Source organism: Acidocella sp. (genome assembly GCF_035535915.1).
Taxonomy (GTDB): domain Bacteria; phylum Pseudomonadota; class Alphaproteobacteria; order Acetobacterales; family Acetobacteraceae; genus Acidocella.
Genome location: NZ_DATLPB010000063.1, coordinates 89,688 through 116,170 on the forward strand (window position 1 = coordinate 89,688; position 26,483 = coordinate 116,170).

At 62.2% G+C, this 26,483-nt stretch carries 25 protein-coding genes; 13 read left to right on the forward strand and 12 right to left on the reverse strand.

From position 1 onward, the window contains the following. The first annotated feature begins 30 nt into the window (after positions 1-30). From VNC39_RS07435 to virB11, 6 genes are read left to right on the forward strand one after another with little or no spacing between them, the layout of a single operon-like run. Positions 31-1,017 (forward strand): type IV secretion system protein, encoded by a 987-nt coding sequence (locus tag VNC39_RS07435; RefSeq protein ID WP_325397709.1) that lies wholly within the window; start codon positions 31-33, stop codon positions 1,015-1,017. A 16-nt stretch (positions 1,018-1,033) separates the two neighbouring features. After that, positions 1,034-1,177 (forward strand): type IV secretion system lipoprotein VirB7, encoded by a 144-nt coding sequence (locus VNC39_RS17430; protein ID WP_408840350.1) that lies wholly within the window; start codon positions 1,034-1,036, stop codon positions 1,175-1,177. Beyond that, entirely contained in the window at positions 1,177-1,866 is a 690-nt protein-coding gene (locus VNC39_RS07440) for a type IV secretion system protein VirB8 (protein WP_325397711.1), read from the forward strand. Before VNC39_RS17430 ends, VNC39_RS07440 begins: the two co-directional genes overlap by 1 nt. Then, positions 1,866-2,744, forward strand: coding sequence for a TrbG/VirB9 family P-type conjugative transfer protein (locus VNC39_RS07445; RefSeq protein ID WP_325397713.1), 879 nt, complete (start codon positions 1,866-1,868; stop codon positions 2,742-2,744). The genes VNC39_RS07440 and VNC39_RS07445 overlap by 1 nt, the downstream gene beginning before the upstream one ends. Further along, on the forward strand, positions 2,741-3,826 hold the full coding sequence (virB10, locus tag VNC39_RS07450; RefSeq protein WP_325397715.1) for a type IV secretion system protein VirB10: 1,086 nt from the start codon (positions 2,741-2,743) through the stop codon (positions 3,824-3,826). The genes VNC39_RS07445 and virB10 overlap by 4 nt, the downstream gene beginning before the upstream one ends. Before the next feature lie 11 nt (positions 3,827-3,837). Beyond that, a complete protein-coding gene (gene virB11, locus VNC39_RS07455) occupies positions 3,838-4,878 on the forward strand; it encodes a P-type DNA transfer ATPase VirB11 (protein ID WP_325397717.1) in 1,041 nt (346 codons plus the stop codon). A 31-nt stretch (positions 4,879-4,909) separates the two neighbouring features. Here virB11 and VNC39_RS07460 read toward each other — a convergent pair whose 3' ends face one another. Continuing rightward, entirely contained in the window at positions 4,910-5,884 is a 975-nt protein-coding gene (locus VNC39_RS07460; protein ID WP_325397719.1) for a hypothetical protein, read from the reverse strand. A 336-nt stretch (positions 5,885-6,220) separates the two neighbouring features. Between VNC39_RS07460 and VNC39_RS17435 the strand changes: the two genes are divergently transcribed. Beyond that, the gene (locus tag VNC39_RS17435; protein WP_408840371.1) at positions 6,221-6,568 is read left to right on the forward strand and encodes a PH domain-containing protein; all 348 of its coding nucleotides are present in this window, start codon (positions 6,221-6,223) and stop codon (positions 6,566-6,568) included. Positions 6,569-6,776: 208 nt separating this feature from the next. On the opposite strand, the gene VNC39_RS07465 is transcribed toward VNC39_RS17435, so the two are convergent. Genes VNC39_RS07465 through VNC39_RS07475 form a run of 3 tightly spaced genes read right to left on the reverse strand, consistent with a single transcriptional unit; the run spans position 6,777 to position 8,351 of the window. Continuing rightward, positions 6,777-7,604, reverse strand: a complete 828-nt coding sequence (locus VNC39_RS07465) for an anti-sigma factor family protein (RefSeq protein ID WP_325397721.1) — start codon at positions 7,602-7,604, stop codon at positions 6,777-6,779. A 41-nt stretch (positions 7,605-7,645) separates the two neighbouring features. Then, positions 7,646-8,194, reverse strand: a complete 549-nt coding sequence (locus VNC39_RS07470) for an RNA polymerase sigma factor (protein ID WP_325397723.1) — start codon at positions 8,192-8,194, stop codon at positions 7,646-7,648. After that, a complete protein-coding gene (locus VNC39_RS07475; protein WP_325397725.1) occupies positions 8,187-8,351 on the reverse strand; it encodes a hypothetical protein in 165 nt (54 codons plus the stop codon). The genes VNC39_RS07470 and VNC39_RS07475 overlap by 8 nt, the downstream gene beginning before the upstream one ends. A gap of 934 nt (positions 8,352-9,285) precedes the next feature. Here VNC39_RS07475 and VNC39_RS07480 point away from each other — a divergent pair. Continuing rightward, complete coding sequence (locus VNC39_RS07480) at positions 9,286-10,002, forward strand: response regulator transcription factor (RefSeq protein ID WP_325397866.1); 717 nt, start codon at positions 9,286-9,288, stop codon at positions 10,000-10,002. A gap of 213 nt (positions 10,003-10,215) precedes the next feature. Here the strand turns inward: VNC39_RS07480 and VNC39_RS07485 are convergent, their stop codons facing one another. The 4 genes from VNC39_RS07485 to VNC39_RS07500 all read right to left on the reverse strand — a co-directional run bounded on the left by VNC39_RS07485 (position 10,216) and on the right by VNC39_RS07500 (position 15,098). Beyond that, on the reverse strand, positions 10,216-10,788 hold the full coding sequence (locus VNC39_RS07485; RefSeq protein WP_325397727.1) for a DUF192 domain-containing protein: 573 nt from the start codon (positions 10,786-10,788) through the stop codon (positions 10,216-10,218). A gap of 1,906 nt (positions 10,789-12,694) precedes the next feature. After that, complete coding sequence (dut, locus tag VNC39_RS07490; RefSeq protein WP_325397729.1) at positions 12,695-13,144, reverse strand: dUTP diphosphatase; 450 nt, start codon at positions 13,142-13,144, stop codon at positions 12,695-12,697. After that, a complete protein-coding gene (coaBC, locus tag VNC39_RS07495; protein ID WP_325397731.1) occupies positions 13,141-14,322 on the reverse strand; it encodes a bifunctional phosphopantothenoylcysteine decarboxylase/phosphopantothenate--cysteine ligase CoaBC in 1,182 nt (393 codons plus the stop codon). Before coaBC ends, dut begins: the two co-directional genes overlap by 4 nt. Further along, positions 14,319-15,098 carry a class I SAM-dependent methyltransferase gene (locus VNC39_RS07500; protein ID WP_325397733.1) on the reverse strand — a complete coding sequence of 260 codons (780 nt, stop codon included), beginning with the start codon at positions 15,096-15,098 and terminating at the stop codon, positions 14,319-14,321. The genes coaBC and VNC39_RS07500 overlap by 4 nt, the downstream gene beginning before the upstream one ends. Between VNC39_RS07500 and mutM the strand changes: the two genes are divergently transcribed. Beyond that, positions 15,097-15,930 carry a bifunctional DNA-formamidopyrimidine glycosylase/DNA-(apurinic or apyrimidinic site) lyase gene (mutM, locus tag VNC39_RS07505; protein ID WP_325397735.1) on the forward strand — a complete coding sequence of 278 codons (834 nt, stop codon included), beginning with the start codon at positions 15,097-15,099 and terminating at the stop codon, positions 15,928-15,930. The two genes, VNC39_RS07500 and mutM, sit on opposite strands and share 2 nt — an antisense overlap. Positions 15,931-16,084: 154 nt before the next feature. On the opposite strand, the gene bcp is transcribed toward mutM, so the two are convergent. Both bcp and VNC39_RS07515 read right to left on the reverse strand, forming a co-directional pair. Further along, positions 16,085-16,552, reverse strand: a complete 468-nt coding sequence (bcp, locus tag VNC39_RS07510; protein ID WP_325397737.1) for a thioredoxin-dependent thiol peroxidase — start codon at positions 16,550-16,552, stop codon at positions 16,085-16,087. Beyond that, complete coding sequence (locus VNC39_RS07515; RefSeq protein WP_325397739.1) at positions 16,549-19,404, reverse strand: bifunctional [glutamine synthetase] adenylyltransferase/[glutamine synthetase]-adenylyl-L-tyrosine phosphorylase; 2,856 nt, start codon at positions 19,402-19,404, stop codon at positions 16,549-16,551. Before VNC39_RS07515 ends, bcp begins: the two co-directional genes overlap by 4 nt. A gap of 62 nt (positions 19,405-19,466) precedes the next feature. Here VNC39_RS07515 and VNC39_RS07520 point away from each other — a divergent pair, with 62 nt between their 5' ends. Beyond that, the gene (locus VNC39_RS07520; RefSeq protein WP_325397741.1) at positions 19,467-22,163 is read left to right on the forward strand and encodes a DUF3971 domain-containing protein; all 2,697 of its coding nucleotides are present in this window, start codon (positions 19,467-19,469) and stop codon (positions 22,161-22,163) included. A 133-nt stretch (positions 22,164-22,296) separates the two neighbouring features. Here the strand turns inward: VNC39_RS07520 and VNC39_RS07525 are convergent, their stop codons facing one another. Both VNC39_RS07525 and VNC39_RS07530 read right to left on the reverse strand, forming a co-directional pair. Continuing rightward, entirely contained in the window at positions 22,297-22,842 is a 546-nt protein-coding gene (locus VNC39_RS07525) for a nucleotide exchange factor GrpE (protein ID WP_325397743.1), read from the reverse strand. A gap of 46 nt (positions 22,843-22,888) precedes the next feature. Continuing rightward, entirely contained in the window at positions 22,889-23,806 is a 918-nt protein-coding gene (locus VNC39_RS07530; RefSeq protein WP_325397745.1) for a hypothetical protein, read from the reverse strand. A gap of 131 nt (positions 23,807-23,937) precedes the next feature. On the opposite strand from VNC39_RS07530, the gene dapD reads away from it, so the two are divergent. The 3 genes from dapD to VNC39_RS07545 are packed head-to-tail and all read left to right on the forward strand — an operon-like array spanning position 23,938 to position 26,443. After that, positions 23,938-24,783, forward strand: a complete 846-nt coding sequence (dapD, locus tag VNC39_RS07535; RefSeq protein WP_325397747.1) for a 2,3,4,5-tetrahydropyridine-2,6-dicarboxylate N-succinyltransferase — start codon at positions 23,938-23,940, stop codon at positions 24,781-24,783. Next, on the forward strand, positions 24,783-25,880 hold the full coding sequence (dapE, locus tag VNC39_RS07540; protein WP_325397749.1) for a succinyl-diaminopimelate desuccinylase: 1,098 nt from the start codon (positions 24,783-24,785) through the stop codon (positions 25,878-25,880). The genes dapD and dapE overlap by 1 nt, the downstream gene beginning before the upstream one ends. Further along, complete coding sequence (locus VNC39_RS07545) at positions 25,877-26,443, forward strand: hypothetical protein (protein WP_325397751.1); 567 nt, start codon at positions 25,877-25,879, stop codon at positions 26,441-26,443. The genes dapE and VNC39_RS07545 overlap by 4 nt, the downstream gene beginning before the upstream one ends. The last annotated feature ends 40 nt before the right edge of the window (positions 26,444-26,483 follow it).

The window sequence follows — 26,483 nt, forward strand, 5'->3', positions numbered from 1 at the left end:
GCGATCTCCATCTGAAGAGAACAACAACTAATGGCAACCGCGGCGTTTCAGCTGACGGCACCTTTCACCGTCACGGACACTGTTTTCAATCAGGTCTTTAGCGCTTCAATGAGCGATGCGCTGCAGTCTGTCGAGGGCCTGGTCGCCGCACCGCTTCTTGCTTGCGTCACGCTATGGATCATCATCCAGGGCATTCTCGTTATGCGGGGCGATTTGGATGCGCGGCGGGGGCTCACCAAAATTATCATGGTGGCGATTGTCTCGGGACTCGTCACCAGCCAATCACTGTACGATAGCTACGTCGAGGGCTTTTTTGAGCAGACGATACCGGGCTTGGTATCCGAGGTGATTGTTGATCCAATTTCCTCATCGGTATCGGGCGTGGCGGTTCCCGCACAGCTCGATGGAATCTTTCTGATCGGGGAAAACCTCTTTCAGGAAGTTGCTGAACGCATCGATCCGAATAACTTCGAGGCCACGTTGGCTTACGAGGGCGCTCACGTGGTGTTCCTGGGTACGCTTTGGACTGTCTTCGGAATCTACGACATTGTGAACATCATGACGGAGACGCTGGTGACAATCGGCCCGTTGATGCTTATTGGGTACCTCTTCGATGCGACCAGAAATATGACGGTCAGATGGGTCTGGCAACTCGCCTATTACGGCTTGCTGCTTCTTCTCCTCAGCATTGTCGCGACAGTGGTGGTCGGTGTCGAGGCTGTTTTCTGCTTGGCAGCGTCGGCCGCCATACTTCTGTTGGGCCCAAACCCCGCGCGGGTGATCGGGCTAGACGAGATGGACATGTTTCTCCTCACGGGAGACGCGCTCATCGTCGCTTTGCCGACGATAGCAGCCATCATCACAAGCGGCGCGGCAGATAGCGCCGGCAGTTATGCGGCACAGCTTGTGCAGCGCAGGCTCTGGGGCAAAATGGGGGCCGGAGCCGGCAACCCGTCGTTACCACTCCCCCGGCCCCAGGGCCATAATCCGCCGTCCACACGTACAACCGCGGGCTGAAGCGATGATGCGACTGATGATATTCCTGGTCTTTCTCTCTCTCGCCGCATGCGGCAGCAAAGAACCGCTGTCCACATGCAAAGGGTCGATTTTCGCACTGAATACGGGACACTGGCGGTCCACGCCCGCGGACTTGGTTAAGCCGCAGGGAGGACAATAATGTCGAGCGTTGACAATGCGGTTCCGATCGATCGAGCCAATCTCGCTGATCACTACAAGGAGGTGAAGTCGTTCCAGGCGGCGCGGGCACGCTCGACACGACGCACCTCCAAGATCTTGGGGGCAATCGCCGCGGTTACCTTGCTCGGCAATCTCGCACAGGCCTGGGCCATCGCGGCCATGCTTCCGCTCATTCGCATCGAGCCCGTCTATCTCTGGGTACGGCCGGATGGAACAATCGACAGCTCCGTCAGCATGTCGCGCTTGCCGCCAACGCAAAACGAAGCGGTGATCGACGCATCGCTTTGGGAATATGTCCGCCTGCGCGAAGGCTACAGCTACGATACAGCGCGCTATGCCTATGATGTCGTGTCAAGTTACAGTGCACCTCCCGTGGAGAGGGCCTACCAGGCCTATTTTAACTATCCTAATCCGACCTCCCCCCAGGTCACGGTGGGTAAGCGCGGATCCGTGATCGTGACGCATATATCAAGCGCAAATATCGCGCCGGGTGTGCAGCAGATCCGCTATCAACGCATCGTCGCTTTCGACTACGAGCAGCCAGTGATTACGACTTGGACGGCGACAATCCATTACACGACTATCTACGACCAGCCGGCGAGGACACGACTGACCAATCCCGGCGGTGTTCTCGTCACGGATTACGAGACCGCGGAAGATACGCCGTGATGAGACGCAGCGTTGCCGCCGCTTTTGTCGCGCTTTGTTTCTACGTTCCTGCCTGGGCAGAGGAAACCCCCGTGCCAGGTCCGCAGGACCCACGCATGCGCTATGTTCCTTATGATGCTAATCAGGTTGTACGACTCTCCACCGCCGTCGGTGCCACGCTCGTCGTCACCTTCGCATCTGATGAAACGGTGACGGCGGTTGCCGTAACCGACAGTAAGGATCTCGCCGCGATGCCAAGGGGAAACTATCTTTTTTTCAAATCGCGCGCGGCATTGTCTCCTCAACCGGTTGTTGTTCTGACCTCTGGGAGCCATGGGACGAGGCGTTACGTTTTTGACGTTTCGACCTTCGTTGCCACGACAATGACAGCGGACAATCCCGATATTTACTACAGCGTTCAATTCACCTATCCGGCGGATATTGCTGCCCAACAAAAGCAGAAAGCGATCGCGAACGCGGCAGCGTGGCGACGCGAGCGGGAGCGCCTTCTAACAGAAGAGAGGATTGAGCGCGCGCGTGCGGCGCTGGCCGATCCGTTCATCGGTACCAGAAACTGGCATTACGTAGCCCAGGGCGACCGCAGTCTTCAGCCGCTCGAAGTTTTTGATAACGGCTATTCAACCGTCTTTCGGTTTCCCGGCAATATGCGGATCCCGGCGATTTTCATGCTGAATCCCGACGGTAAGGAGGCAACCGCCAATTATGCGGTGAAGGGAGATATGGTTATCGTTGGCAGCGTTGCCCGCGGCTGGCGGCTGCGGGACGGGAACACGGTCCTCTGCATCTGGAACCAGGCCTATAACCCGATCGGCAACAATCCGGATACGGGAACGATCAGCCCGGACGTTGAGCGTGTCGTGAGGGACTCTCCACAATGAGCGGCGATGACAGACGGGATGACGAGCCGGCACTGGACAATGCCTGGTCACCGGTCGGCGGCCCCAAAGGAAAGCAGATCAAATCCGCCTACAAGCTCGCGACAGCGGGTGTCGTGTTGGTGGTCTTCATGGCTTTCATCTGGCTCGGAACCAACACGCGCGGGAAGCCGGCAGAGCAAACCCCTGCCGCCCCATTGCCGCAAATGGGTTTTGCATTCAAGGCGCCGCCCATTTCCGAGCCGGCAGCGTCCGCTCCTATGTCCCTGCCAATGCCCAAAGCCGCGTCATCCGCCCCGGTCCCGGGGGCGAGTAGCCCCATATTCGCGTTTGCGGCGGGGGTGGAGACGACAGGGCAGCCCCAAGGCATGCCCCAACCGGCGGCGGCGCCGCGACTTGCCGACGGTCCCGGACCCAACGTCGCCAGCCCGAGTGCCGAAAATGCGCTTACCGCAAGGTTGCAACCGGGCGCGGTACAGGCGGCCAAAGCCGAACTGTTACCGCATCCGGATATGACGATCACACAGGGGACCATTATTCCCTGCACGTTGCAGACGGCCATCAATACCGAGCTTCCTGGCTACGTAAAATGTGTCCTGTCGGACGATGTGCGGGGCACGACCGGTAACGTCGTGCTGCTTGATCGGGGCACGACAGTCGTGGGTGAAATCCAGAGAGGCATGTTGCAGGGGGAGAACCGCGTTTTCATCCTGTGGGACCGCGCGGAAACCCCCAAGCATGTGGTCATCACACTCGCCTCTCCGGGCACGGATGAACTTGGACGGTCAGGCGTACCTGGCGGCGTGGACACGCATTTCTGGCAGCGCTTCGGCAGCGCCATCATGCTGAGCGTTATTCAGGGGGCGCTGCAGACCGGAACGGCACTTGCGGCCAATTCGGGGAACAGCACAGGGGTAGCGATTAACAGCTTTGGCGCGAATGCAGATCAGCTGTCGGATACGAGCCTTCAGAATTCAATCAATATTCCACCCACGCTCGAGAAGAATCAGGGAGACAATGTGGCAATCTTTGTCGCGAGAGATCTGGATTTCTCGGATGTCTATAGCCTGCAGGCAGGTAATTAAAGGAGCGGCACATGACAAGCGAGGCGTCGGCTCAACTCGTCTTTCTTCTCAATCCGATCATCCGCTGGCTTGAGGATCCCGAAACGGAGGAGATCGCGGTCAACGGCCCGGGAGAGGTTTTTGTTCGTCAAAGGGGGAGGTTTTCGCGTCACGAGATTGAATTCGATTACGATACGCTGGAGGACATCGCCATCCTGGCGGGTGCGCTTCGTCGGCAGGACGTAGGGCCGCAAAGTCCGCTCTGTTCCACCGAACTTCCGAATGGCGAACGGTTGCAGATCTGTCTGCCCCCGGCAGTGCCGAGCGGAACGGTAAGTCTCACGATCAGGCGCCCTGGTACCCAGGTTTCTGCAATCGCCGGGGTAAACGGGCGTTACGTGACCGGACGCTGGAATCAGTGGCAGAACCGGCAGGAAAGCCGTAAGAGCCGGGAGGACGAGGTTCTTGCCCTCTACGAAGAAGGGGATCTCGAAGCATTTCTCGCCGCGTGTGTGCGCAACCGCATGACCATTCTTCTTTGCGGCGCGACTGGTTCCGGCAAGACGACGATGAGCAAGACTCTGATTGATGCCATCCCGCGTGAGGAACGGCTCGTCACCATTGAGGATACCCTGGAGCTGGTCGTTCCCCATGCAAACCATGTGCGCCTTCTTTATTCCAAGAATGGCATTGGCTTGGGCGGAGTCACACCGGAGAGCCTGCTGCAAGCGAGCCTTCGCATGCGACCTGACCGCGTGCTGCTCGGTGAAATGCGCGACGATGCCGCCTGGACCTATCTCAACGAAGTGGTCTCCGGACATCCCGGATCGATCTCGACAATTCACGGTGCGGATCCTGTCCAGGCATTCAAGAAGCTGGTCACGCTGGTGAAGGGAAGCCCACAGGGGGCGAGCATGGAAGACAAAGTCCTGGTACAGATGTTGTCCGCGGCGATCGATGTCATCGTGCCGTTCCAGAGCGGCGGTGCAACCTACGAAGTCGGGGAAGTCTGGCTCGCGGCCGATGCGCGACGTCGAGGCGAGTCGATCGCAACGCTCATCGCAGACTCATGACGCACCAGCGCAGGCGGTACAGGTCGCTCAGTCAGAGCCCCCGTGAGCGAGGCCGGCTGCGAAGTTCGGGACCTCTCATGGGGTTTTCTTCTCCCGCCACCGGCTGTTGTGTCTCCGGCAATCTGTCAGCAGTAGGCGCGTCATTCGGCGGTCGGATGATGGATGCCGCCTCTCCAACGGCACGCCAGTATGCGCCGCGTGCGGGGGGCGTGGGCGGCGGCGATAAGGTTCCTCGTTCATTCTCCTCGTCCGTGCGCCGGGGTGTATGGACGACCTCCTGCTCTCCGCTCTGCGTCCAGGCGGCCACGAGACCAGCCACCGAGCCAGCGAACCAGACCACGCCGGAAGCCGTTGCAAGAGAGGTTGCCCCGACATTGTTATTGACAGAGGTGGCGTGAACGGAGGTCGCCGATAGGATGGCCGCCGTAAGATTAGCTGCGCCATTTAGGCCGGTCAGCGCACGCGAAACGGGCGTTTCTCCGCTCTCGAGAAAAGCACGTCCGAGGGTCACAGCGCCGTTTACGCCCCAGGCGCCGGCGGATGCGTAGCCAACGATAATGGTGTCGCCAATGACACCGGCGCCGTCAATGACGATGGCGTTTTGACTTACCAGTGATGCCGCCGCGCTCAGAATACCTGCCAGCGTACCGAACCCATTGGAAAAGGAGGCATAGGTGCGGCGCGGCACGTTGGCAATTTCCTGAACCCCGCCGCCAACGGCCCACGCCACACCGCTGCTGGCAGCTACCACCCGCTGCGCCTTTGGATTGGCCATCAGCCAAGGCGTGGTCGTCGAACAGACGGCGGCGGTACCATCCAGAACCGTCCAAGCATAGGACGCTATCCTTCGACTTAAGACTGGAGTTTTAGCGGAGACATGATCATTTCTCCCTTCGGCCCTCTCTCCGGCGTCGCCGCCCGTAGCGGCACTGGCTTGCATGCCGGCTCGGGTTTCTGAAGAAGCATTCGTCGCTGGCACGACGATCTGCGTTTCTGTATCTGCCATCACCGACCCCTTTTCTACTCAGGGCGATAGAGCAACGGTGCATAAAAATTCAATGTGATTTTGCTTTTATCCGAGACCGGGAATACCAGTCATGCCCAACATCCAGACTGTTTCAGAGCCGCTTCATCGAGGTCATCGTCGGCATGCGCAGTGGGCCAAGGACCCGGGAGCCAGCCAATGAAGCGTTTAACGTGTTCTAACCCAACGGTCTGAACAACTTGATCAAGGGGAATTGATGTGTCTCAGAATTTGTTCAATGAAAAAGAGATTTTGAACTTCACGTTCTCAAATCGTTATTATCTAACAGGGCCCTTTAGATTCATCTCGGGTATATTCATGGTGTGGTGGCCAAATTCAAAACACTTCACTTTAACGAATCAACGCATAAAAATACGGGTGGGCGTTCTTTCCAGGCGCATCGATGAGATTGAACTGTATCGAATAAAAGACGTGTTTTATAGCGCATCATTTTTCGAGAGGCTGTGGGGTATAGGTAATATCTCTCTTTTATCCACACAAATTTCGAGCAGACGAGGCAGAATCACAGGCATACGAAATGCCGAGGACGTAAGAGAAGCCATACGGGCTTACGTGCAAGCAGCCCGCACCGGGCGCGGTGTTAGGGAGGTCGATTATTTTCGTGATCCTGCGGGTATAGACGACACGGATCTGATGGACCAATAGGCCGGGTGAATTATTCGCGATAATACCGACGCCGCACGCACGCCGTTCCTGCAGATCAGGCGCATAGGCTCGTGCCGTCCCTGCTGGCCTCCGATCTTGCAAAAATCCCGAATCCCATTTCCAGCCAAGCCGTAATCCGAAAACCGACAAACGAAAAAACGCCAGTTTGCAGTCGCGGTTGCGCGCGCCCCTCTCGCGTATAGCGCTGCTAAGCGCCGATCGCCACATGGAGTCGTTGGGAGATCGCGCGTAATTGCGACACGGGATTACGACCGATGACGAGGAAGGAGAAGAGCGGCGTCGACCAGTACGCGATATTCATCCCGAGCCGCCGTTCGGTTTTCAGAGGCGCTGCACCGAACCTGCCGCGCAACAGGCACAGCGCGACGGGGCCGTATTCGGGATCGAGATAGTCGAGTTGGACCAGCGGCATGCCCTGATAGCGGAGCAACTCCGCACGCTGGAAGGGGATGCCGGGCATCGCGATCGTCACGGGCGTCAGCGCGAGACCCAATGCCGAGGAGACATGCTCGAGCTGCGCCATCCTCGATTGGGCGTTCGCCATCGGTTGCTCGAAAGTCGCCGGGCTATAGAGTCGCATGTAGTTCGCGACCGAGGCCCGCCATTTGTCGGCATCCGAGCGCTGCGCACCGGCTTGCCACGCCAGGTAGCCGCGGTCACCGAGCACACCGAGCACCATGCAAGCCGCCGCCGCGGTGAGAACGCCCAGGGCATAGCGCCTGCCTTGCTCCCAGTGCCTCTGAGGCGGGCTTGGGGGGGGCAGGGCGGTCTGGGCCGTTTGGCCGCGTTCCGGGATGAAAGCCGTCAGTCGGCTCATCGGGGCCTCGTCCAGAAGCCCGTCGAAGGCGTCGCGGAATGGCATCTTGCCGTGTGTCAAAAATTTAAGCCGGGCGGCGAGGACCGGGTTCTCCGCGAGCATCGCCTCGACCCTCCGGCAATCCCCGCGCGATAATTCGCCGTCAAGGAATGCGACCAGAGCGGCATCGGAGGACATGGCGTCCGACAGCGTAGCCATCAACTCCTCCTTTCTATTCCATCGTCCGGCCCATCGCCGGATCAGCCCGCTGGTCTGAAACGCTTCTGGGCATTCATCCCCATATCGGCGCTCTCCGCCAGCTTGGCGCGGGCATTGGCAAGCCGGCTCATAACCGTGCCGATCGGAATCTGCAAAACCTCCGCCACCTCGCGGTAGGACAGGCCCTCGACATATGCAAGGAAAACGGTCGTTCGCTGTTCCTCGGGCAGAGCATTGACTTGGCGCAGCACCTGGTTGGCCAACACGCGCGTCTCAGTTTGTGCGCCACCGTCAATCAGCACCACGGAACCGGCATCGACCTGACCCTGTCCCGTCCGCACTTTGCGTGCCCTGACCTCGTCGATCCAAATCGCGTGCAGGATGGAGAACAGCCAGCGGTCGAGCCGCGTGCCGGGGGCAAACTGCCCGGCGCGTTCGAGCGCCCGCAGGCAGGTCGCCTGGACAAGATCCTCGGCGGTATCGCGCTGCTGGGACAGGACGAAGCCATAGCGCCACAGCCGGCCGAGATGGCTCGCCAGATTGCCGCGGATCTCCTCCACGGCGGTCGTGGCGACCGCATCGTCAACCATCGGCGATGCTCGGCAGGTGCATGACGAGGAAAGGGGCAGCTTCGGCGAACGCCGTGACGTGCAGCGGCTTGCTGCCGATCCGCAGTGCAGCACCGGCGATGGCACAGAACGACGGGAGGGACGGAGCGGGAAAGAGCTGCATCTGATCTATCGTCAAAGACAAACTCCAACCGGCCGGCACGACGAAAAGACGGATAACCGGGCGCGCCGTCATGTCTCGTATCGGGAGCCGTCGTGTCTCGTATCGGGAAGAGCCTTCCGCAGTCAAGCAGCGACAAAAAATCCAGAAGTGATCCATACCGGGGCGTTAGAATGGAACGACAAAAAATTTTCGGCGATCGAATAACGGACCGCGCTCGTCCGTTCACTATGCATTGAAACACGAGCGCCGTGGCTTTGCCAGGCCGCCGCTCAAACGATGGGATCCGACATGGAACGACGCTTGTTGATGGCTAAATTTTCATTGAGCAGTGCCGTAATTCTTTTCCTGGCGCTGGAGGATTCACCAATGGCACCAAACTCGGCGCGGTTGATGTCGACGCCGGGCGCGATGGACGCGTTGGCGAATTACACAAAAGAAACATTGACGCTAGCGACGATCTCACAGCGGACGAGTGAGACGGCTAAGGAGCGCGCATGCAATCGGACGTTCATCCATGAACATCTCAATATGCTTGCGTCAGAAGATGGAGAAAGCGTAGCGCGGCGGCAACGTAAGGCGTGCGCCAACCGAACGGTAGCCTGGCTTACGCTCCCGACATCCCGACGGTGCCGCGGAGCGCAATGTTGCCGCTAGAACAGGAGGGCCTTGTATACCAGAGCCGAGAGGAAGCGCTGCGTCTGCTCGTAGAATTTCTGTCGCTGCGTCAGGCAACCTCGCGGATCCAAACAGCAACTGAGACATATCAACCGGAGTGGGTGCCGTGGAAGAACAATCCCTTATGACCACTAGTCTCGATGAAATTTGTAGAACTTCCTTGACCGATAGCGGTATGCCTTTTGTGGAGAGCACCTTGGCAAACAGCGAGCCAGGTCAAGGCTGCGGCCAGAGCGCTCGCACGGGGGCAGTTGGGCCCCGGCCTCGCATCTTGATGATCACGGAAGACGCCGTGCTGCGAAAAACCCTCGGGACCTCTTTCGCGGAGCACCAGATCGACGTCGTATTCCGCGCGACCCAGAATGAGACAATACATTACGCGCGCGTGAATTCGGATACACGGGATCTCATTGTGCTTGATCTCACCGCAAAGCATGGTCTGGAACTGCTGCGCAGTGTAAGAGCGGTGACGGATCTTCCAGTCGTCATTCTCGTCACCAGGGGGTGCGATGCAATTGATCGCATTCTGGGCCTGGAGTCAGGGGCCGACGATTATCTTTGTGGACCGTTTGTGGTCGGTGAGCTGGTTGCGCGGATACGCGCAGTGCTCCGGCGCCAGGGGAAAGAAACTCGTAATACTAACGGGTCCCGGAAAAACATATTGTCGTTTGGTGGCTGGACGCTGAATTTGGTGAAACGGCGCCTTCTCAATCCACAAGGCAAGGAGGTCATGCTGACCAAAGGTGAATATGCACTCCTGACAGGGTTTCTTGCCACCCCGGAAAAGCCGTTGACGCGTGAGCAACTCCTTCAGAAGACTCGCGTTCACGAAGACGTCTTCGATCGCAGCATCGATGTTCAGGTGTTGCGCCTGAGACGGAAGCTGAAACATCCTGGAACACCTCGGATGATTGAAACCGAGCGTGGAATTGGGTACCGCTTCGCCCTGCCGGTACAACGCGCCGGGGACGATCGAATGGCGGGGTTCTGAGGCGCGTGCCTTGAAGTTTGTTCCAATCGAACAGGTCACCGCGGCTAAGACCGGGATAGTCCCGGTCTTAGCCGCATAAAGTTCCATTTCTTGGGGATTTCATCAGACCATAACCTGTGGGCAAGGCAAGGATCATCGGTGGCCAGCACATCCGCTACCGTCTCGCCTTTATCGACGTTCCAGCATCGCATAGGGACGCTGGGCGGCTGCGGATCAAACAGGTCTGAGTTGAACGCCGCGCTGCGAGGTTAAGTGATTCTGCAAGGGTTTCCTTGGATCTTTTAGAGAGAGTCTGCTGCAATCGGCAGAAAATTGGCTGGCGACAATCCGATCGGCGGGCTGCAAATCCAAGCGCGCCGCGGTACCGGCCGGCACTTCCAACGTGGCAATCACGGGATCGGCGCTGAAGATATTTGTCAGGCTGTATGGCACCGCATTTCTGGCGATCGAATCCACGACGCCATCCTTGCGGATGAAAACCATGTCCAGTGGCAGCACCGTGTTTTTCATCCAGAAATCGACGATTTTTGGCTTCGCAAAAACGAACAACATCCCCGCATCCGGTGCCAGGAAGCGCCGGTACATTAATCCCGCCATCTGTTCCTTGGGCGTGATTGCCAGTTCCACGGTGAAAAGGCTCCGCTTGCCCTTTGTATTGACGATTGTGAGTGTTTCTGTCGGCAGTTTCGGTTGGCCATGTTCTGGCCACATGACGAGTCCCCATCCTCCAACCAGGAAGAGGCAGGTCAGCGCAGTGATTTGTCCGTATCGACCAATATTTTTCATGGCTCGATTGTATCGAGGCGTTTTGCAAATAGAAAAAGTGATCTGCCGAAGCAGACTCGAGGCTATGACGTGAGAATGGCCGGTGGCCTGGCCTCGCTTCTTAAATCACGTGCGAGTTAATATTGATTTCGTAACGGTATAGCATCACTTGCGAGGGGCGCCGAAAATTTTAGATGGTCGGCAGTGGAGAGGGTAAGGAATTTTTCAAAAGAGTTCATGCTTTTCCTATTCAGTAGTCCCTACATGGGGGCACGGTCTAACACTGCAAATTCATAATTCTAATTGGATCTATGCTTCATATACATCGTGAGGTCGAATCTAAGTCCATCTGCCCGTTAAGCGGCTCTGGCCATTCTCTCCTAATTGGCTTTAGTTCTTTGCTCGGCGGTCGAGCCGCACAGGATGGCGTTAGAGCATGATCGCGGTTATCAACGCCTCGATGATCGACGGATTTCAATCGCCAGGGCAACTTGCTCCGGATGTGCGGACATGATGTTCGGGGCGCCCCCCCCATCAGTTCTCCTGGTCTGGAGTTCGCTGTAATCATTTTGAAATTTGGAGACATGTATTATCTACCATGTAAAAAATCGGAGCAACTCTGCTAAAATAAGCCGATCTAAATCCGCTCCATAGGCTAGTTGTTATAACCACTCTTTGTGAAATCGGGTCGAATTCATGGGAATTATCCAAAGTTGCCTGCAGGCTGTTATGGGACGCAGAGGCTCAGAAGAACCCGAAGTCATAAGACTCGACACTTACGGAACTGGTCCCACAATGCAGGCTGAAGCGAGAGGTCGGGGTCCTGGTTTTGCCAGTCTGAATGACAACGACAGGAACATTCTCAAAGAATGGGAAATTGATGGACGAAGGATAAATACCGAGATTGAGAGAGGCACGTATGACGCAACTGCCTTAGATAACGCTTTATCGAAACTTCCTAGATATGACGGTAAGATAGCTTATAAAAACCAAGGGTACCGTGGAGGAACCGCGAATTTGTCCTCATTCTCCCCGAAAGACGCAGAAAACCGCTGGCGTCTGGGCGGACAATCGCGCTACCCAGGCTACACGAGCGCCACAACGAGTCCGCAAGCCGCCACGGGATTGTTGACAAGTTTTGGCGGTGACGTTGCTGTGGCCATGAAAACAACAGGGGCGGCTGATCTTAGGCAGGAGGCAACGAAACCGGAACAATTTGAAGTCGTAATCGGGCGGAATGAGCCGTTGAAAACGACATACGTGGAAAGCAATCCCCTGTCCAACGGTCGAGCAGGCTCCCGCCTAATGGTGTGGGCGAACACTCGTAATTCTTCTCCCGTGCGCCCGGAGGAACTGCATGAGGAATGGCTGAGATGGGCCCGCGGTGAGGCTCCGAGAACGGAAAGCATCGGGAGTGTCGAAGACGCCGAGCTAACGTTTGCGAGGCGAGAAGACAGTCCGTCCCCGGAAAGAGGGGCCTACTGGAGTGAGCAGATTGGCAGAACGGATTTCTCAGAAGAGCCTGCGGCATCAACGAGAGTAAAGAGGGGACGCACGCTGGCACCCCATAGGAATCGCTAATAACGATTTGCGACACGCTTGCCGTGTCGCGGCTGCACCAGCGAAAGGGCCTGCCGGAGAGCGGCGAGCAGGTCCTTTAACTGGACGTGCTGGCCTCTATCCTGGTCGAGCGCGCTAAAGTGTTGGCGCGTTTCGTTAAACCCGCAGAGGCGTTCAAAGACCGCTGGTCAGTCCAGTACCCCAACCAGGCGACCTGGCAGAGCTCGATGACGTCGATGCGCGAATGCGGTTTGATGTACTGCGCTGGAATCATACAGCGGCCGCCAGCGGCGCAATCGTAACCAAAGAATACACATAGGTGTGCTTACCGCCGTAACCTGCTTTCTTAAAAAGCGGCCGCTTTCCTCTAATGTCCTGTGCTGCCGAACCCGCCGGCGCCGCGCGCGGTGTTGTCGAGATCTTCGACCTCGATCCAGGCCGCACGCCATACCGGCGCCAGGACGGCCTGGGCGATGCGCATGCCGCGTGTCACGGTGAAGGCCTCGGCGCCGGTATTCATCATGATCACCTGCACCTCGCCGCGGTAATCCTCGTCGATCGTGCCGGGGGCGTTCGGCAGCACGATGCCATGCTTCAGCGCCAGGCCCGAGCGCGGGCGGATTTGCAGTTCGAACCCTTCGGGCAGGGCCATGGCGAAGCCGGTGGGGATTAGCGCGCGGCCGCCGGGCGGCAGCGTGATCGGCGCGTCGACGGCCGCCAGCAAATCCATGCCCGCAGCGCCCGCAGTGGCGTAGGCGGGCAATTCGAGCCCCTGGCCGTGGGGCAGGCGGCGGATCTTGATCTCGTAATCAGTCATGAAAAAACCTGTGCTATTTTTTGCGCGAGTTTGTCGGCGACGGCGCGTTTGTCCATCAATTGCCATGCTTCCGCCCCGGCCTCGGTGACGAGCAGGATTTCATTGCTCTCGCCGCCCATGATGCCGGTGCCGCCGACATTGTTGGCGACGATCCAGTCGCATTGTTTGCGGGCCCGCTTCGCCTTTGCGTAGGCCTCGAGATTTTCCGTCTCTGCGGCGAAGCCGACGACCAGGCGCGGCCGTTGCGGGCCCGGAGCGGAAAGCCGGGCCAGAATGTCGGGGTTTTCGCTTAAATGCAGGGTCGGGGCCTGCGCGCCTTTTTTCAATTTTTGCGCGGCCGCCTCCACCCGCCAATCGCCGACCGCCGCGGCGCACACGGCGATGTCCGCCGGCAGGGCGGCTTCCACCGAAGCCAGCATTTCCGCCGCCGTCTCGACATGCACGGTGGTCACGGCGGGCGGGTCGGGCAAATTGACCGGGCCGCTCACCAGCGTGACCCGCGCGCCGAGCGCGGCGAGCGATGAGGCGATGGCATGGCCCTGTTTGCCGGAGCTGCGATTGGCGATGTAGCGCACCGGGTCGATCGGCTCATGCGTTGGCCCGGAGGTGACGATGGCGTGCCTCCCGGCGAGCGGGCCAGCCTGCCCCAATGCGCTTTCGATGGCGGCGAAAATAACCGGCGGTTCGGCAAGGCGGCCGGGGCCGAACTCGCCGCACGCCATCGGCCCTTCCTCCGGCGGCACCACGAGCACGCCGCGCGCGGCCAGAAGCTTCATGTTGGCTTGCGTGGCCGCGTGCTGCCACATCCGCACATTCATCGCCGGCGCCACCAGCACGCGCTTGTCGGTGGCGAGCAGCAAGGTGGTGGCGAGATCATTGGCCAGCCCCGCCGCCATTTTCGCCAGAATGTCCGCGCTTGCCGGGGCCACCACGACGAGATCCGCCGCGCGCGACAATTCGATATGGCCCATCTCGCTCTCATCGGTGAGCGAGAACAAATCTTCATACACTTTGGCGCCGGTCAGTGCCTGCAGGGAAAGCGGCGTGACGAACTCCGCGCCGGCGCGCGTGAGCACGGCGGTGACGCCGTAATCCGCTTTCGTGAGCAGCCGTACCAGCTCCAGCGATTTGTAAGCCGCGATCCCACCGGAGACGATCAGCAGGATGCGGCGTGTCACAAGCGCCAGCCCTGATGGATCGCCGCGATCCCGCCCGAGAGATTGCGGTAGCTCACGCGCTCGAGGCCGGCGGTCTCCATCATGCTCTTCAGCGTTTCCTGGTCGGGGAACATGCGGATGCTCTCGGCCAGATATTGGTAGCTGGCGGCATCGCCCGCCACCATCGAGCCCATGCGCGGCAGCGCCTTGAACGACCAGGCTTCGTAGAGTTTTTCGAACGCGGAAATCTGCAGGCGCGAAAATTCCAGGCAGAAGAATTTTCCGCCCGGTTTGAGCACCCGCCGCGCTTCCGCCAGCACGCGGTCTTTGTTCGTGCAGTTGCGCAGGCCGAACGCCATGGAGACGCGGTCCACCGAGCGGTCGGGCAGGGGAATGGCCTCGGCGTCCGTGACCACGAAATTGATATCGGCGAGCAGCCCGCGCTGGGTGGCGCGGTCGCGGCCGACGCCGAGCATCGCGGCGTTGATGTCGGTGAGCAGAGCCGGGCCGCCGCCTTTTTTCAGCCAGCCGAAGGTGATGTCGCCGGTGCCGCCGGCGAGGTCGAGCAGGCTGCGGGTCGGGCGGGGGTCGAGCGCCTGGACGAAATCATGCTTCCACAGGCGGTGCACGCCAAGCGACATCAAATCGTTCATCACGTCGTATTTGCCGGCGACGGAATCGAACACTTCCCGCACCATCAGGCGTTTCTGGGATCGTTCGACGGTCTGGAAACCGAAATCTGCTGTCTGGGGGGAGTTGTCGCTTGCCATGAACCCACTATAGCCTTGTTTTGCCATGCCGGAACTCCCCGAGGTTGAGACAGTCATGCGCGGCCTGGACGGGTATCTGACCGGACGGGTGATCGCGCGCGCCACATTGCACAGGCCGGACCTGCGCTTTCCGGTGCCCAAGGAGCTGCCGGAACTGCTGACCGGCGCTACGGTGAGCGGCTTTCGCCGCCGCGGCAAATATATGTTCCTGCGGCTCGACCGCGGCATGTCGGTGCTGATCCATCTCGGCATGTCCGGCCGCATTCTACTCAATGGCGACGCCGCGGCCGCTCTCCACGAGCATCTGACCATCGAGACGGTGGATGGCAGGCGCGTCGGCCTGGTCGATCCACGCCGCTTCGGCGCGCTGGATGTCATCGCCACCGCGGATGAGGAGCAGCACAGGCTGATCGCCGGCATGGGGCCGGAGCCGCTCGGCAACGAATTTTCCGCCCCCGTGCTGTTGGCGGCGCTGCAGGGCAAGAGCGTGTCGATCAAGGCCGCGCTGTTGGACCAGAAAATCGTTGCCGGCATCGGCAATATCTATGCAAGCGAGGCGCTGTTTCGCGCCCGCATCAGCCCGCGCCGCCTGGCCGGGGCGGTGGGCGCCGCCCGCGCGGAGCGGCTGGTGCCGGCGATCCGCGAGACGCTGACCGAGGCGATCGCCGCCGGCGGTTCCTCGTTGCGCGACTATGTGCAGCCGAACGGCGAGCTCGGTTATTTTCAGCACGCCTGGAAAGTCTATGGCCGCACCGGTGAAGCGTGCGAGCGTTGCCCCGGCCTGCCGGCCTGCGCGGGCATACGCTGCTTCACCCAAGGCGGCCGCAGCAGTTTTTATTGCCCGCGAACGCAGGGGTAGGAAAGGAAGAAGGGAAGCACTACTTTTTGTGAACAAAAAGTAGCAAAAAAACTTTGTTATGCTGGGCCATGGGCCGTGCCGGCGACAACGCCCATGACCCAGCATCATAAAAATTTTTGCGCCGCTTTTTTTAAAAAGCGGCTTCTTACTTTTCTTACTTCAGCTCATTCACCGCCTGCTGCACCTCCGCCGCATGGCCGGCGATTTTCACCTTTGGCCAGATTTTCGCGACTTTGCCTGCGGCGTCGACCAGCACGGTCGAGCGTTCGATGCCCATGTATTTTTTGCCGTACATCGATTTTTCGACCCAGGCGCCGTAGGCGTCGATCACCTTCGTTTCCGGGTCGGACGCGAGCGGGAAGGTGAGATTGTATTTTTCCGCGAATTTTTCGATCGGCTTCATTTTGTCCTTGGACACGCCGATCACGGTGACGCCGGTCGCGCCGAGTTGCGGCAGGGCTTCTTCGAAGGCGCAGGCTTCCTGGGTGCAGCCCGGCGTGTCGGCGCGCGGGTAGAAATACAGGACGAAGGGTTTGCCTTTCAGCGCATCACGGCTGACGGTGCGGCCGCCCGAGGCGGGGAGGGTGAAATCCGGCGCGATATCGCCGATGGCGAGGGTCATGAAGAAACTCCGTGGTTGATATGGCATTCGAAACAGTCGCGCACCGCCGCCCCGACGCGGTCCATGGCGGCGAAGAGAGAAGGCAGGTCGGGGAGGTTGGTGACGCGCAGCAGCGGCGCCACCATCGCCGGCGGAGGCTGCGTGGCGCGGTCGCTCAGGCCGGTGATGCGGTTGATGCCCTGGACGCTGCGCCACAGGAAGTCCGCCGCCACCAGCGCCCGCATATCCGCTTCGGGCAGATGCCCGGCGGCGCCCAGCGCGCGCAGCGCCGCGGTGGTGTTGGCGTGGAAGAGCTTCGGGTTGGCCGGGCCGTGGACCAGTTGCAGGGCTTCGGCGATGAAGGCCAGTTCCATCATGCCGCCCGGCCGGGTTTTCAGGTCGAAGGGGCCGCGCGGCGGCAATTCCGCCATCAGCCGGTCGCGCATGGAAACCGTGTCGCGGAGAATTTTATCCGGGGAATCGGGGCGGGCGAGTGCGGTATCGATCGCGGCGCGCAGTACCGGGGCGAAGCCGGGGGTGGTCGCCAGCACGGCGGCGCGGGTCAGCGCCAGGCGCTCCCAAGTCCAGGATTCGTGGGCGTTGTAATGCTGGAACGAGGCCAGGGAGACCGCGACGGGGCCCTTGTTGCCGGAGGGGCGCAGCCGCATGTCCACCTGGTAGAGCGGCCCTTCCACGCCTTGAGCGGTCAGTGCCGCCGTGAGGGCGTTGGAGAGGCGCATGAAATATTGGGTCGGCGGCGTGGCGGACTCGCCAGGGTCGTAGATGAACATCAGATCGAGATCCGAACCGGCTAGCATCTCGCCGCTGCCGGCCTTGCCGAGGGCGACGATTCCGAAGGCGGTACGTTTCAGCCGGCCGTAACGCAATTGGTGCTGGGCGACGACCCGCGGCAGCAGCAGGCTCAGCGCCGCCGCGGCGAGGTTGCTGCGCAGCCGCCCCGAATCGTCGGCGTTCAGCCTTCCTTCCAGCGTCGCGACCGAAAGGTGGAAATCTTCCCGCCGTACGAAATGCCGGGTCACGGCCACGGCCTGCTCGAGATCCACGGCATCCTGCAGCAGCCGGCGCAGGACCGGCTTCGGCGCGGCATAGCGGTCGTTCGGCGAGAGCAATGCTTCCAGCGCCTGCGCGTCATTGGCCAGATGGTCGGCCAGCGCCGGGGCGGCGCCGAGAACGGCGGCGAGGCGGCGCAGCAAAGCCGGGTTGTGCTGGAACAGCGAAAGCAATTGCACGCCGGCACGCTGCTGGTTCAGCAGCGTGTCGAACAGGGCGAAGGTCTTGTCCGGGTCCGGCTGTTCGCCGAGCGCGGCGAGGAGGGGCGGCAGCAGGCTCTCCAGCAGATTCCGCGCCCGCTGCGCGCGCAGCGCCGGCACTTGCCCGTTGGACCAGGCGCGCAGCCGCTCGGCGAGATGCCGCGTGTCCGCGAAGCCAAGTTTTGTGAGATGTTCGGCGAAGGCGACGGGCGGCGGGCCGGCGGTGCCGGGGTCGATCCGCTCATCCGGCGGGGCGTCCTGGCCGGTCGTGAAGAAGGCGCGAAAATGCCCGTGCACCCGCGCCTGAAGCTGCGCGAATTCGGTGCGGAAATCCGGCGCGTCGAGAAAGACCGCGAAGGCGTCCAAGGCCGCCTCGCTGCCGGGCAAGGCATGCGTCTGGCGGTCGGCGATCATTTGCAGCCGGTGCTCGACACGCCGCAATTCGCGGTAATCGGCGTCCAGTTCGGCGGCCTCGGCGGCCGGCATGTGGCCGCTTTTCGCCAGCGCGGCGAGGGACGGCAGCGTCGCCGGGATGCGCAAGGCCGGATCCTGTCCGCCCCAGACCAGGCTGAGCGTCTGCACGATGAATTCGATTTCGCGGATGCCGCCGCGCCCGAGTTTGACGTCGTGCCCGAGCAGGCCGTTTGCAGCCTGCCTTGCGTCGATTTGCCGCTTCATGCCGTGGATGTCGGAGACCGCCGCGAAATCGAGATGGCGCCGCCAGATGAAGGGGCGGATCGCGGCGAGGAATTCCTCGCCGAGGGCAATGTCGCCCGCGACGGGACGGGCCTTGGAGAAGGCGGCGCGCTCCCAGGTGCGGCCCTGGCTCTCGTAATAGCTGAGCGCCGCCGGCAGCGAGACCACCGCGGGGGTTGCCGCCGGGTCCGGGCGGAGGCGCAGATCGACGCGGAACACGTAGCCGTCGGCATCGCGTTGCGAGAGCAGCGCCACCAGATCGCGCGCGAGCCGGGCCATCATCGGCTGCGCGTCGGGTGGATAGACGGACGCCTCGGGGTTATAGAGCAGCACGAGGTCGATATCAGACGAATAGTTCAATTCCCGGGCACCGAGCTTACCGAGGGCGAGCGCCACGAAACCGGCGCCGTGCTCCGGGTTGTCGGGCTGTGGCAAATCCACCTGCCCGGATTCGTGCAATTCACGCAGAAGATGGCGAAGGGCGACTCGGAGGGTGGTTTCCGCGAGTTCCGAGAGCGCGCCGGTGATCTGCGGCAGTTGCCAGATATGGCCGAGATCGGCGACGGCGATGGCGAGCGCGGCGCGGCGTTTGGCTTGCCGCAGTGCCGCGGCGATGCTGGTCCGCGAGGCGGTCAGCGGCAGCGCGTGCAGGGCATCCAGTGCCGCGGCAAAGGCTTTTTCCGGCCCGTCGCGCAGGGTCGCCAGCAGGCAGGCCGATTCGCGGCAGGCAAGCTCGGCCAGATAGGGGGCGTTGCCACCGAGGCAGTCGAGTACCGCGCGCCCGTCTTCGCTCTCGGCAAAGAGGCGTTCCGCCGCGCCCAGGGGCGTGAAAGCCTCACGCAGACGGTCCGCGGCGGGCAGATCGGCAGGCCGGGGAAAACGGGGAATTGTCGAGACGTCGCGCATGCGGCAGGCACAACAAGATGAAGCGGCGCTTAGGTCAAGCCGGGCGTATTGTTGGCGTGGCCATGCATGAGATGGGTCACCTCGCCATGTACGGTCTGGTGCTGCTGCTGTTGAGCGTTTGCCTGCTCGGCTACAGGCTGTCGCGCGGGCCGTTGGACATCCCTTATCTCGCCTCGCGCCTTGCCACCGCGGCGTCGGGCCAGGGCATTACCGTGGAGATGCAGCAAGCAGAGCTGACCTGGGCAGGCTACAGACAGGGCGGCGGCGTGCCGCTGTTCCTGCACCTCGGCGGTATTTCCATCCGCAACGCGGTCGGCGCGGAGCTGGTGGAGATTCCCTCGGCGCGGCTGGTGTTCAAGCCGGCGGCGCTGCTTGGGGGAGAGGCGCCGGTGTTCATCAGCGGACAGGAGGCGCGTTTCGTCGGGTCGGCCGTGCCGGTCTCGCTGGTGGCGGCCATGAATCTCAATTCCGGATTCCGGTTTTCCTCGGCTTACATCGCCGTGCTGCTCGGCGCCGGCCGGGTCGGCGCTGGGGCGAACAGCGTGCCGATCTCGAAGGGCGGATTTTCGCTGTATCTGACACCGAGCTATGCCACGGTGACGAATGGCTGGGCGGCGTTGGCACCGGAGGGCCACAGCGCGCCGCATATCGGGTTTTCCGCGACGGCCATGCGGGATGGGCAATGGACCGGGAAAATCCATTTGACGGCCGATGCCGTGCAGGCCGCCGACCTGCATGCCTACTGGCCGCCCAGCGCCGCTCCGCACACCCGAGAGTGGGTGACAAAGAACATCACGGCCGGCACCGCGCGCGATGCCGTCTTCGACATCACATTGGCGGCGCCGCGCAGCCTGGCACAGCTATCGCTCCAGGATGCCACCGGCCGTTTCGACGCCCAGGATCTGACATTGACCTGGCTGCCGCGGGCGCAGCCGCTGATCGGGCTGAGCGGCGCCATGGTGTTTGAGAACCGCGATCTGGCGGTGATCACCGCGAGCGCCGCGAAGCTGGGGGCGCTGACGGTCACGGGCGGGCAGATGGCTATCACGGGTCTGGATCATCGTGACCAGACCGGCGACCTGAAAGTGAGCTTGGCGGGAACGGTGCAGGGCGCATTCGCGGTGTTGGACGCACCGCCGCTCTATTTGTTGCGCCGTGCCTCGCCCGAGGTTTCCGCCGCCACCGGCGGGGTCAAGGCCACGATTACGGCGAGCATCCCATTCAAGGATCGCGTGCAGCTGGCGGATGTGGATTTGCGCGTCGCGGCGACTCTCGCCGATGTTGCGCTGGCGACGCCGATTCAGGGACTTGCCTTGACGCACGGCGCCGGAACGCTGCAGGCGACCGCTGATACGTTGAAGCTCGGCACGCGGGCGCAGTTCGGCGGCGAGCCGGCGGACGTGCAGCTGGATATGTCCTTCGCCCATGGAGGGATGTTGCGGGGGCTGACGATCGCGAGCCGGGCCGGCGCGGAGATTTTGCATCGCTTCGGCGTCGATGTTTCCTCGGACTTTGCCGCCGCCGTTACCGGCGCGGTGCCCTATACGCTGCGGCTCACCGGCAGCCTCATCGGCGCACAGGCGGCGGCGCTGGATGCCGATCTCACCCCGCTCGCGCTTGCCGTGCCGAAACTCAACTGGCGCAAAAAAGCCGGGGAGGCGGCGCGACTGAAGCTGACCGCGACGCTGGATCATGACGCATTCACGGCGCTCAACACCGCCGAGGTCACCGGGCCGGGGCTCGATATCGAGGGCGACGAGGCGGATGGCGCGCTGGTGCTGTCGCGTCTGGAAATCGGCCATACCAGCGCGCACGGCACGATCAGGCCGCCCGATGCGGCCGGCCATCCGTGGCAGGTGGTGCTGGCCGGGTCGGAACTCGACGTGCGGCCGAATGCGGGGGACAGGCCGCACCCGGCCGCAACGCCACCGGCGGCGAAGGGGCCTGCAAAAACGCCCGGAGCGGGGGTGCCCTGGCAAGTTCGGCTGAATTTCCGGAAACTCGATCTCGCCGCCGGCCCCGCGCCTGCCTTTTCAGATCTGAACTTTGCCGCCGACGGGCAGGGCGGGACCGTGCTGCAGGCGAGCGGCACGGCGGCCGGTGTGGCCCTCACGGTCGCGCCTTCCGGTTCGGCGGCGCGGGCTCTGACGCTGAAGGCGCAGGATGCAGGGTTTCTGCTCCGGGCCATGGGCGCTTATGAAGGGGTGCAAGGCGGCACTCTCGACCTTGAGGCGCATTATGGCGACGCGCCGGGCAGCCCCGCCACCGGCACGCTGACGCTGAAGGATTTTCGTCTGCGCCAGGCGCCCGCTTTCACCAAGGTGATGCAGGGGCTGACATTGTATGGCGTCGGCGCGGCGACATCCGGCCCCGGCCTTGGCTTCACGCAAGCGGTGGTTCCTTTCACGCTGACAGGCCCGGAATTGCAGCTGCACGATGCGCGGGCCTATTCGCCTTCCCTGGGTTTCACGGCCTCGGGACGGATCGGGGTCGACGATGGCAGCGTGGATATGGATGCGACGATCGTGCCGGCCTACGCGGTAAACACGCTGCCGGGGAAAATCCCGCTGCTCGGCCATTTGTTTACGGCCGAGCATGGCGGTGGGCTGTTCGCGATGCGCGCCAAGCTCACCGGCCAGCTTGCCGACCCGGAGGTGACGGCTAACCCGCTTTCAGCTCTGACGCCCGGATTTTTGCGAGGCCTGTTCGGCATCGGCAATGCGCAGCCGCCTGCGGCGCTCGCGGCGCCGCCGAAGTAAGGGGAGTCAAGGAAGGAAATGGCCGCTTTTTTGAAAAAAGCGGCGCAAAAACCTTTGTTTACGCTGGGCCGGGAGTAGTGAAACCAGCACAGCCCACAGTTAGCAAAGTTTTTTGCTATTTTTTGTTCACTTCTTAGCCCGGCTGTTTGCTCACCACCACCATGGCGGGGCGCAACAAGCGACCGTTCAGTGTCCAGGTCTGGGTCCAGGCCTGGAGCACGGTGCCGGGTGGGTGTTCGGCGCTTTCCTGCTCGGCCATCGCCTGGTGCAGATTGGCGTCGAAGGCGGCCCCGGTCGGGTCCTGGCGGGCGATACCGTTACGCTCCAGCAGGGCGACGAAAGAACGTTCGATGCCTTCGAACCCTTCGCGCATTTTCGTGACGATCTCCTGCTCGCCCTCGCTGCGCTTGGGCAGGCTGTCGATTCCGCGTTTCAGGTTCTCTGAGGCTTCGACGACGTCCTTGGCGAATTTTTGCACGGCATAGAGCCGGGCATCCTCGACTTCGCGCTTGGTGCGGGCGCGCAAATTGGCCATTTCGGCTTCCGAGCGCAGCCATTTGTCCTTCATGTCCTGCAGCGCCATTTCGAGGTCTGAAATACGCTGGTCGGGAGCTTCCAGAAGCGGCTCGTTGGCTTGGATCTGCTCGTTCGGTTCGGCTTGATTCTGCTCTTCGGTCATGCCTCCGAATTAAGCGAAGAGCGGCAGTGAAACAAGGCCGGGGCGCTCAGGGTGCAGGACGCCAGACATGCCAGGTGGCGGGCGGAGCGTCGAAAGCCGGCTTGGTCTGTGCGGCGGTGCGCAACGCGATGATGGCATGGCCGATGACGGTGTCCGCATCCTCGCCGCTGCGCGCCCAGCGCGGAGCGACGCCCACAGCCAGCCGGGCCTGGCCCGGAAGGAGGGGGGAAAATTGCGTGCAGAAGCGGGCGGCGCGCTCGCCCCCGGCGAGGTGGTCCATGCCGTCGCACCAGAGCGCCAGCGTGGTCTCGTTGAACCGGCCGACCAGATCGGTCGGCCGCACGGTTTCCTTGAGCTGGTTCGCCAGCTGTGTCGCCACCGGGCGGCGCAGCTGCGGCGCGGTTTGGGAAAAGTTCAGATAAAGCAGGCAACCTGGCTGTTCCTCGACGTCCAGCCGGTCGAAGCGGCGGCCCATCTCCTGGGTGAAAATGGCGGCATTGCACAGCCAGGGGTCCGCCTCCCGGCGACGATCGGCGGCGGCACCGGCGGGCGGCGGGAGCTCCAGGGAGTCCAGGTCGAAGAGGAGGCCGTAAATGCCGGTCACGGCACCGCGAATGAGTTTGGGCGCCAGCGACAGGCGGAACAGTCGGCTCGCCGCTGCGTCGGGAATGGCGAGCCGCAGATGGCCCTGCCAGGCGAGGCTCTGGTCGCAGATTGCCGCGATGATCGAGCGCAGTTCCAACGCCCGCAACGATGCGTCCGGGCTGGTGATTAGGGCAGTAAGGTCGGACCCGAGCCATTGCGCCGGCGCTTGGCCGAAAACCTTGCCGGGGCCGAAGGCGGTGAAGCGGCCGTGAATATCCGCCTCGAACGCCAGATCTGCCAGCATTGCGGCGACGGACAGCCAACCGGCCGTGGGCACGGGAATCAGCCGATTCTGTCCGGAGGGAGGCGGTGCGGCCATGGTTTCTTATATGATGTGTAAAAGTTAATGAGACATTAACCAATTTTGGGCAATAACGCCACTGCGTTGACAGCGCGGCGTCCACGCCCTCATGGTCGGCCAAATTTTGACGATCTTCACCAGGATTAAATATGAGCGCCGTGCAACATCTCGACTTACAGACCGCCATCGCAGCCGCTTGGGAGCGCCGCGCCGACTTGTCGCCCACCACCAAGGGCGCCGACCGCGAGGCGGTGGAGGCGGCGCTGGAACTGCTCGATTCCGGGCAGGCGCGCGTTGCCGCTCCCGGCGCGTCCGGCTGGACCGTGCACCAATGGCTGAAGCAGGCGGTGCTGCTGTCCTTCCGCCTCAACCCGAATATGGTGATGGGGGCGGGGGACGCGCCCGTGTTCGACAAAGTGCCGGTGAAATTCGCCGGGTGGGACCAGGCGCGTTTCAATTCCGCTGGCTTTCGCGCGGTGCCGGGCGCGGTGGTGCGCCGTTCCGCCTATATCGCCCCGGGCGTGGTGCTGATGCCGAGCTTTGTGAACGTTGGCGCCTATGTGGCCGAGGGCACGATGATCGATACCTGGTCCACCGTGGGCTCCTGCGCGCAGATCGGCAAGAACTGCCATATCAGCGGCGGTGTCGGCATCGGCGGCGTGCTGGAGCCGCTGCAGGCCAACCCGGTGGTGATCGAGGATAATTGCTTTATCGGCGCGCGTTCCGAAGTCGCCGAGGGCGTGATCGTCGAGACCGGGGCGGTGCTCTCCATGGGCGTGTTCCTGGGGGCCTCCACCAAGATCATCGATCGTGAGAGCGGCGAGGTGCTGATGGGGCGTGTGCCGGCTTATTCCGTGGTCGTGCCCGGCACGCTGCCCGGCAAACCGCTCGCCGACGGCACGCCCGGCCCGAACCTCGCCTGCGCGGTGATCGTCAAGCGCGTTGACGCGCAGACCCGCAGCAAGACCTCGATCAACGAGCTGCTGCGCGCCTGATGGACGGTGTGGTCCTCGCCCAGGAGCTGCTGCGTTGCCGCTCGGTGACACCGGCGGACGGCGGCGCGCAGGCGGTGCTGGCGGTGGCTTTGGAGCGGCTGGGATTTTCCGTGACGAAACTCCGTTTCGGCGCGATCGAGAATCTCTTCGCCGAGCGGCCGGGTGCCGGAAAGCATCTCTGTTTCGCGGGCCATACCGATGTGGTGCCGCCCGGCCCGGGCTGGGGCCATGATCCGTTTGGCGGCGTTGTGCAGGATGGCATGCTCTACGGGCGCGGCGCGGTGGACATGAAAGGCGGCATTGCCGCCTTCGTGGCGGCCGCCGCGAAGCATCCCGGCGCGCATCTTTCGCTGCTGATCACCGGCGATGAGGAAGGCGACGCGACCGACGGCACGGTGCGCGTGCTGGAATGGATGGAGGCGGCGCAAAAGATTCCCGATTTCTGCGTGGTCGGCGAGCCGACCAGCAAAAACCGGCTTGGCGATGTGGTGAAAATCGGCCGCCGCGGCAGCTTGAACGCGCGCATCGCCGTGACCGGGCGGCAGGGCCATGCCGCCTATCCGCATTTGGCAGACAACCCGATCCACCGGCTGGTGCCGGCGTTGGCGGCGATGATCGCCAGGCGGCTGGATGAGGGCACGGAATGGTTCGAGCCGTCTGCGTTGCAGGTGACGAGCGTCGATGTCGGCAACCCCGCCACCAACGTGATCCCCGGCGCCGCCACGGCGCGGCTGAATATTCGCTTCAACGACCGGCACAACGCCGCCGGGCTGACCGGCTGGTTGGAGGAAACCCTGGCTCTGCATGCGCCGCACGGCGAGCTGGAGGTCCGCTGTTCCGGAGAGGCCTTCCTGACCCGGCCGGGCGCGCATACGGCAGCACTTTGCCAGGCGATCGCGCGGACAACCGGGGTGACGCCGGAGCAGAATACCGGGGGCGGGACGTCGGATGCGCGGTTCATCGCCCGCTATTGCCCGGTGGCGGAATTCGGCCTGGTCGGCGCGACGATGCATCAGGCCGATGAATGCGTGCCGGTGGCGGAATTGCGCCAGCTGGTCGATGTCTACGCCGCTTTTATCGGGGAGTTTTGCGTGTGATTCTGCGTGGCTTGTTCCTGATGGCGCGGGGCGCCAAATCCGGCATCAAGGAATTCGACAACACCATGGATGCGTTCACCGCCTCGCTGGCGCCGCTGATCGCATTTCCGTTGGTGGGGGCGGGCGTCTCGGCGGTGGGCGGGCAGTGGCAGCTGGCCCTCATCGGCTTTCTGTCACATTTATGCGCGGTGCTGGCATTGCCCCTGATCACCCACGAATTCGCCCGGCGCACCGGGCGCGAGGCGCTGTGGCTGCGCACCGCCACGGCGCTCGACTGGTCGTTCTGGCTGCTGGTGCCGCTGCTGTTCGTCGCCGCGATCGCCGGGGCGGTTTTTGTGCAGTTCGGCCTGCCGCTCATGAGTGCCGAATATATCGCGCTTGGCCTGATGGGCGGTTATTTGTTCTGGTATCACTGGTTCGTCGTGCGTACCGGGCTGGTGCTCGGGCGTGGGCAGGCGGCGTTTCTGGTGGTGATCACCAGCCTCGCCATGGCGTTGTTTACCGCCGGGCCGTTTTTGCTGGACTATGCGTTTACCGGCTCGTTTGACTTGTCGCGGGTGTAGGGAGAAAGAAAGCGGCCGCTTTTTGAAAAAAGCGGCGCAA

Excerpts from the sequence above, each read along its gene's own strand:
- VNC39_RS07435 (WP_325397709.1), top strand. The coding sequence starts at position 31 with ATGGCAACCGCGGCGTTTCAGCTGACGGCACCTTTCACCGTCACGGAC.
- VNC39_RS17430 (WP_408840350.1), top strand. The coding sequence starts at position 1,034 with ATGATATTCCTGGTCTTTCTCTCTCTCGCCGCATGCGGCAGCAAAGAA.
- VNC39_RS07440 (WP_325397711.1), top strand. The coding sequence starts at position 1,177 with ATGTCGAGCGTTGACAATGCGGTTCCGATCGATCGAGCCAATCTCGCT.
- VNC39_RS07445 (WP_325397713.1), top strand. The coding sequence starts at position 1,866 with ATGAGACGCAGCGTTGCCGCCGCTTTTGTCGCGCTTTGTTTCTACGTT.
- virB10 (WP_325397715.1), top strand. The coding sequence starts at position 2,741 with ATGAGCGGCGATGACAGACGGGATGACGAGCCGGCACTGGACAATGCC.
- virB11 (WP_325397717.1), top strand. The coding sequence starts at position 3,838 with ATGACAAGCGAGGCGTCGGCTCAACTCGTCTTTCTTCTCAATCCGATC.
- VNC39_RS07460 (WP_325397719.1), bottom strand. The coding sequence starts at position 5,884 with ATGGCAGATACAGAAACGCAGATCGTCGTGCCAGCGACGAATGCTTCT.
- VNC39_RS17435 (WP_408840371.1), top strand. The coding sequence starts at position 6,221 with ATGGTGTGGTGGCCAAATTCAAAACACTTCACTTTAACGAATCAACGC.
- VNC39_RS07465 (WP_325397721.1), bottom strand. The coding sequence starts at position 7,604 with ATGGCTACGCTGTCGGACGCCATGTCCTCCGATGCCGCTCTGGTCGCA.
- VNC39_RS07470 (WP_325397723.1), bottom strand. The coding sequence starts at position 8,194 with ATGGTTGACGATGCGGTCGCCACGACCGCCGTGGAGGAGATCCGCGGC.
- VNC39_RS07480 (WP_325397866.1), top strand. The coding sequence starts at position 9,286 with ATGATCACGGAAGACGCCGTGCTGCGAAAAACCCTCGGGACCTCTTTC.
- VNC39_RS07485 (WP_325397727.1), bottom strand. The coding sequence starts at position 10,788 with ATGAAAAATATTGGTCGATACGGACAAATCACTGCGCTGACCTGCCTC.
- dut (WP_325397729.1), bottom strand. The coding sequence starts at position 13,144 with ATGACTGATTACGAGATCAAGATCCGCCGCCTGCCCCACGGCCAGGGG.
- mutM (WP_325397735.1), top strand. The coding sequence starts at position 15,097 with ATGCCGGAACTCCCCGAGGTTGAGACAGTCATGCGCGGCCTGGACGGG.
- VNC39_RS07500 (WP_325397733.1), bottom strand. The coding sequence starts at position 15,098 with ATGGCAAAACAAGGCTATAGTGGGTTCATGGCAAGCGACAACTCCCCC.
- bcp (WP_325397737.1), bottom strand. The coding sequence starts at position 16,552 with ATGACCCTCGCCATCGGCGATATCGCGCCGGATTTCACCCTCCCCGCC.
- VNC39_RS07515 (WP_325397739.1), bottom strand. The coding sequence starts at position 19,404 with ATGCGCGACGTCTCGACAATTCCCCGTTTTCCCCGGCCTGCCGATCTG.
- VNC39_RS07520 (WP_325397741.1), top strand. The coding sequence starts at position 19,467 with ATGCATGAGATGGGTCACCTCGCCATGTACGGTCTGGTGCTGCTGCTG.
- VNC39_RS07525 (WP_325397743.1), bottom strand. The coding sequence starts at position 22,842 with ATGACCGAAGAGCAGAATCAAGCCGAACCGAACGAGCAGATCCAAGCC.
- VNC39_RS07530 (WP_325397745.1), bottom strand. The coding sequence starts at position 23,806 with ATGGCCGCACCGCCTCCCTCCGGACAGAATCGGCTGATTCCCGTGCCC.
- dapD (WP_325397747.1), top strand. The coding sequence starts at position 23,938 with ATGAGCGCCGTGCAACATCTCGACTTACAGACCGCCATCGCAGCCGCT.
- dapE (WP_325397749.1), top strand. The coding sequence starts at position 24,783 with ATGGACGGTGTGGTCCTCGCCCAGGAGCTGCTGCGTTGCCGCTCGGTG.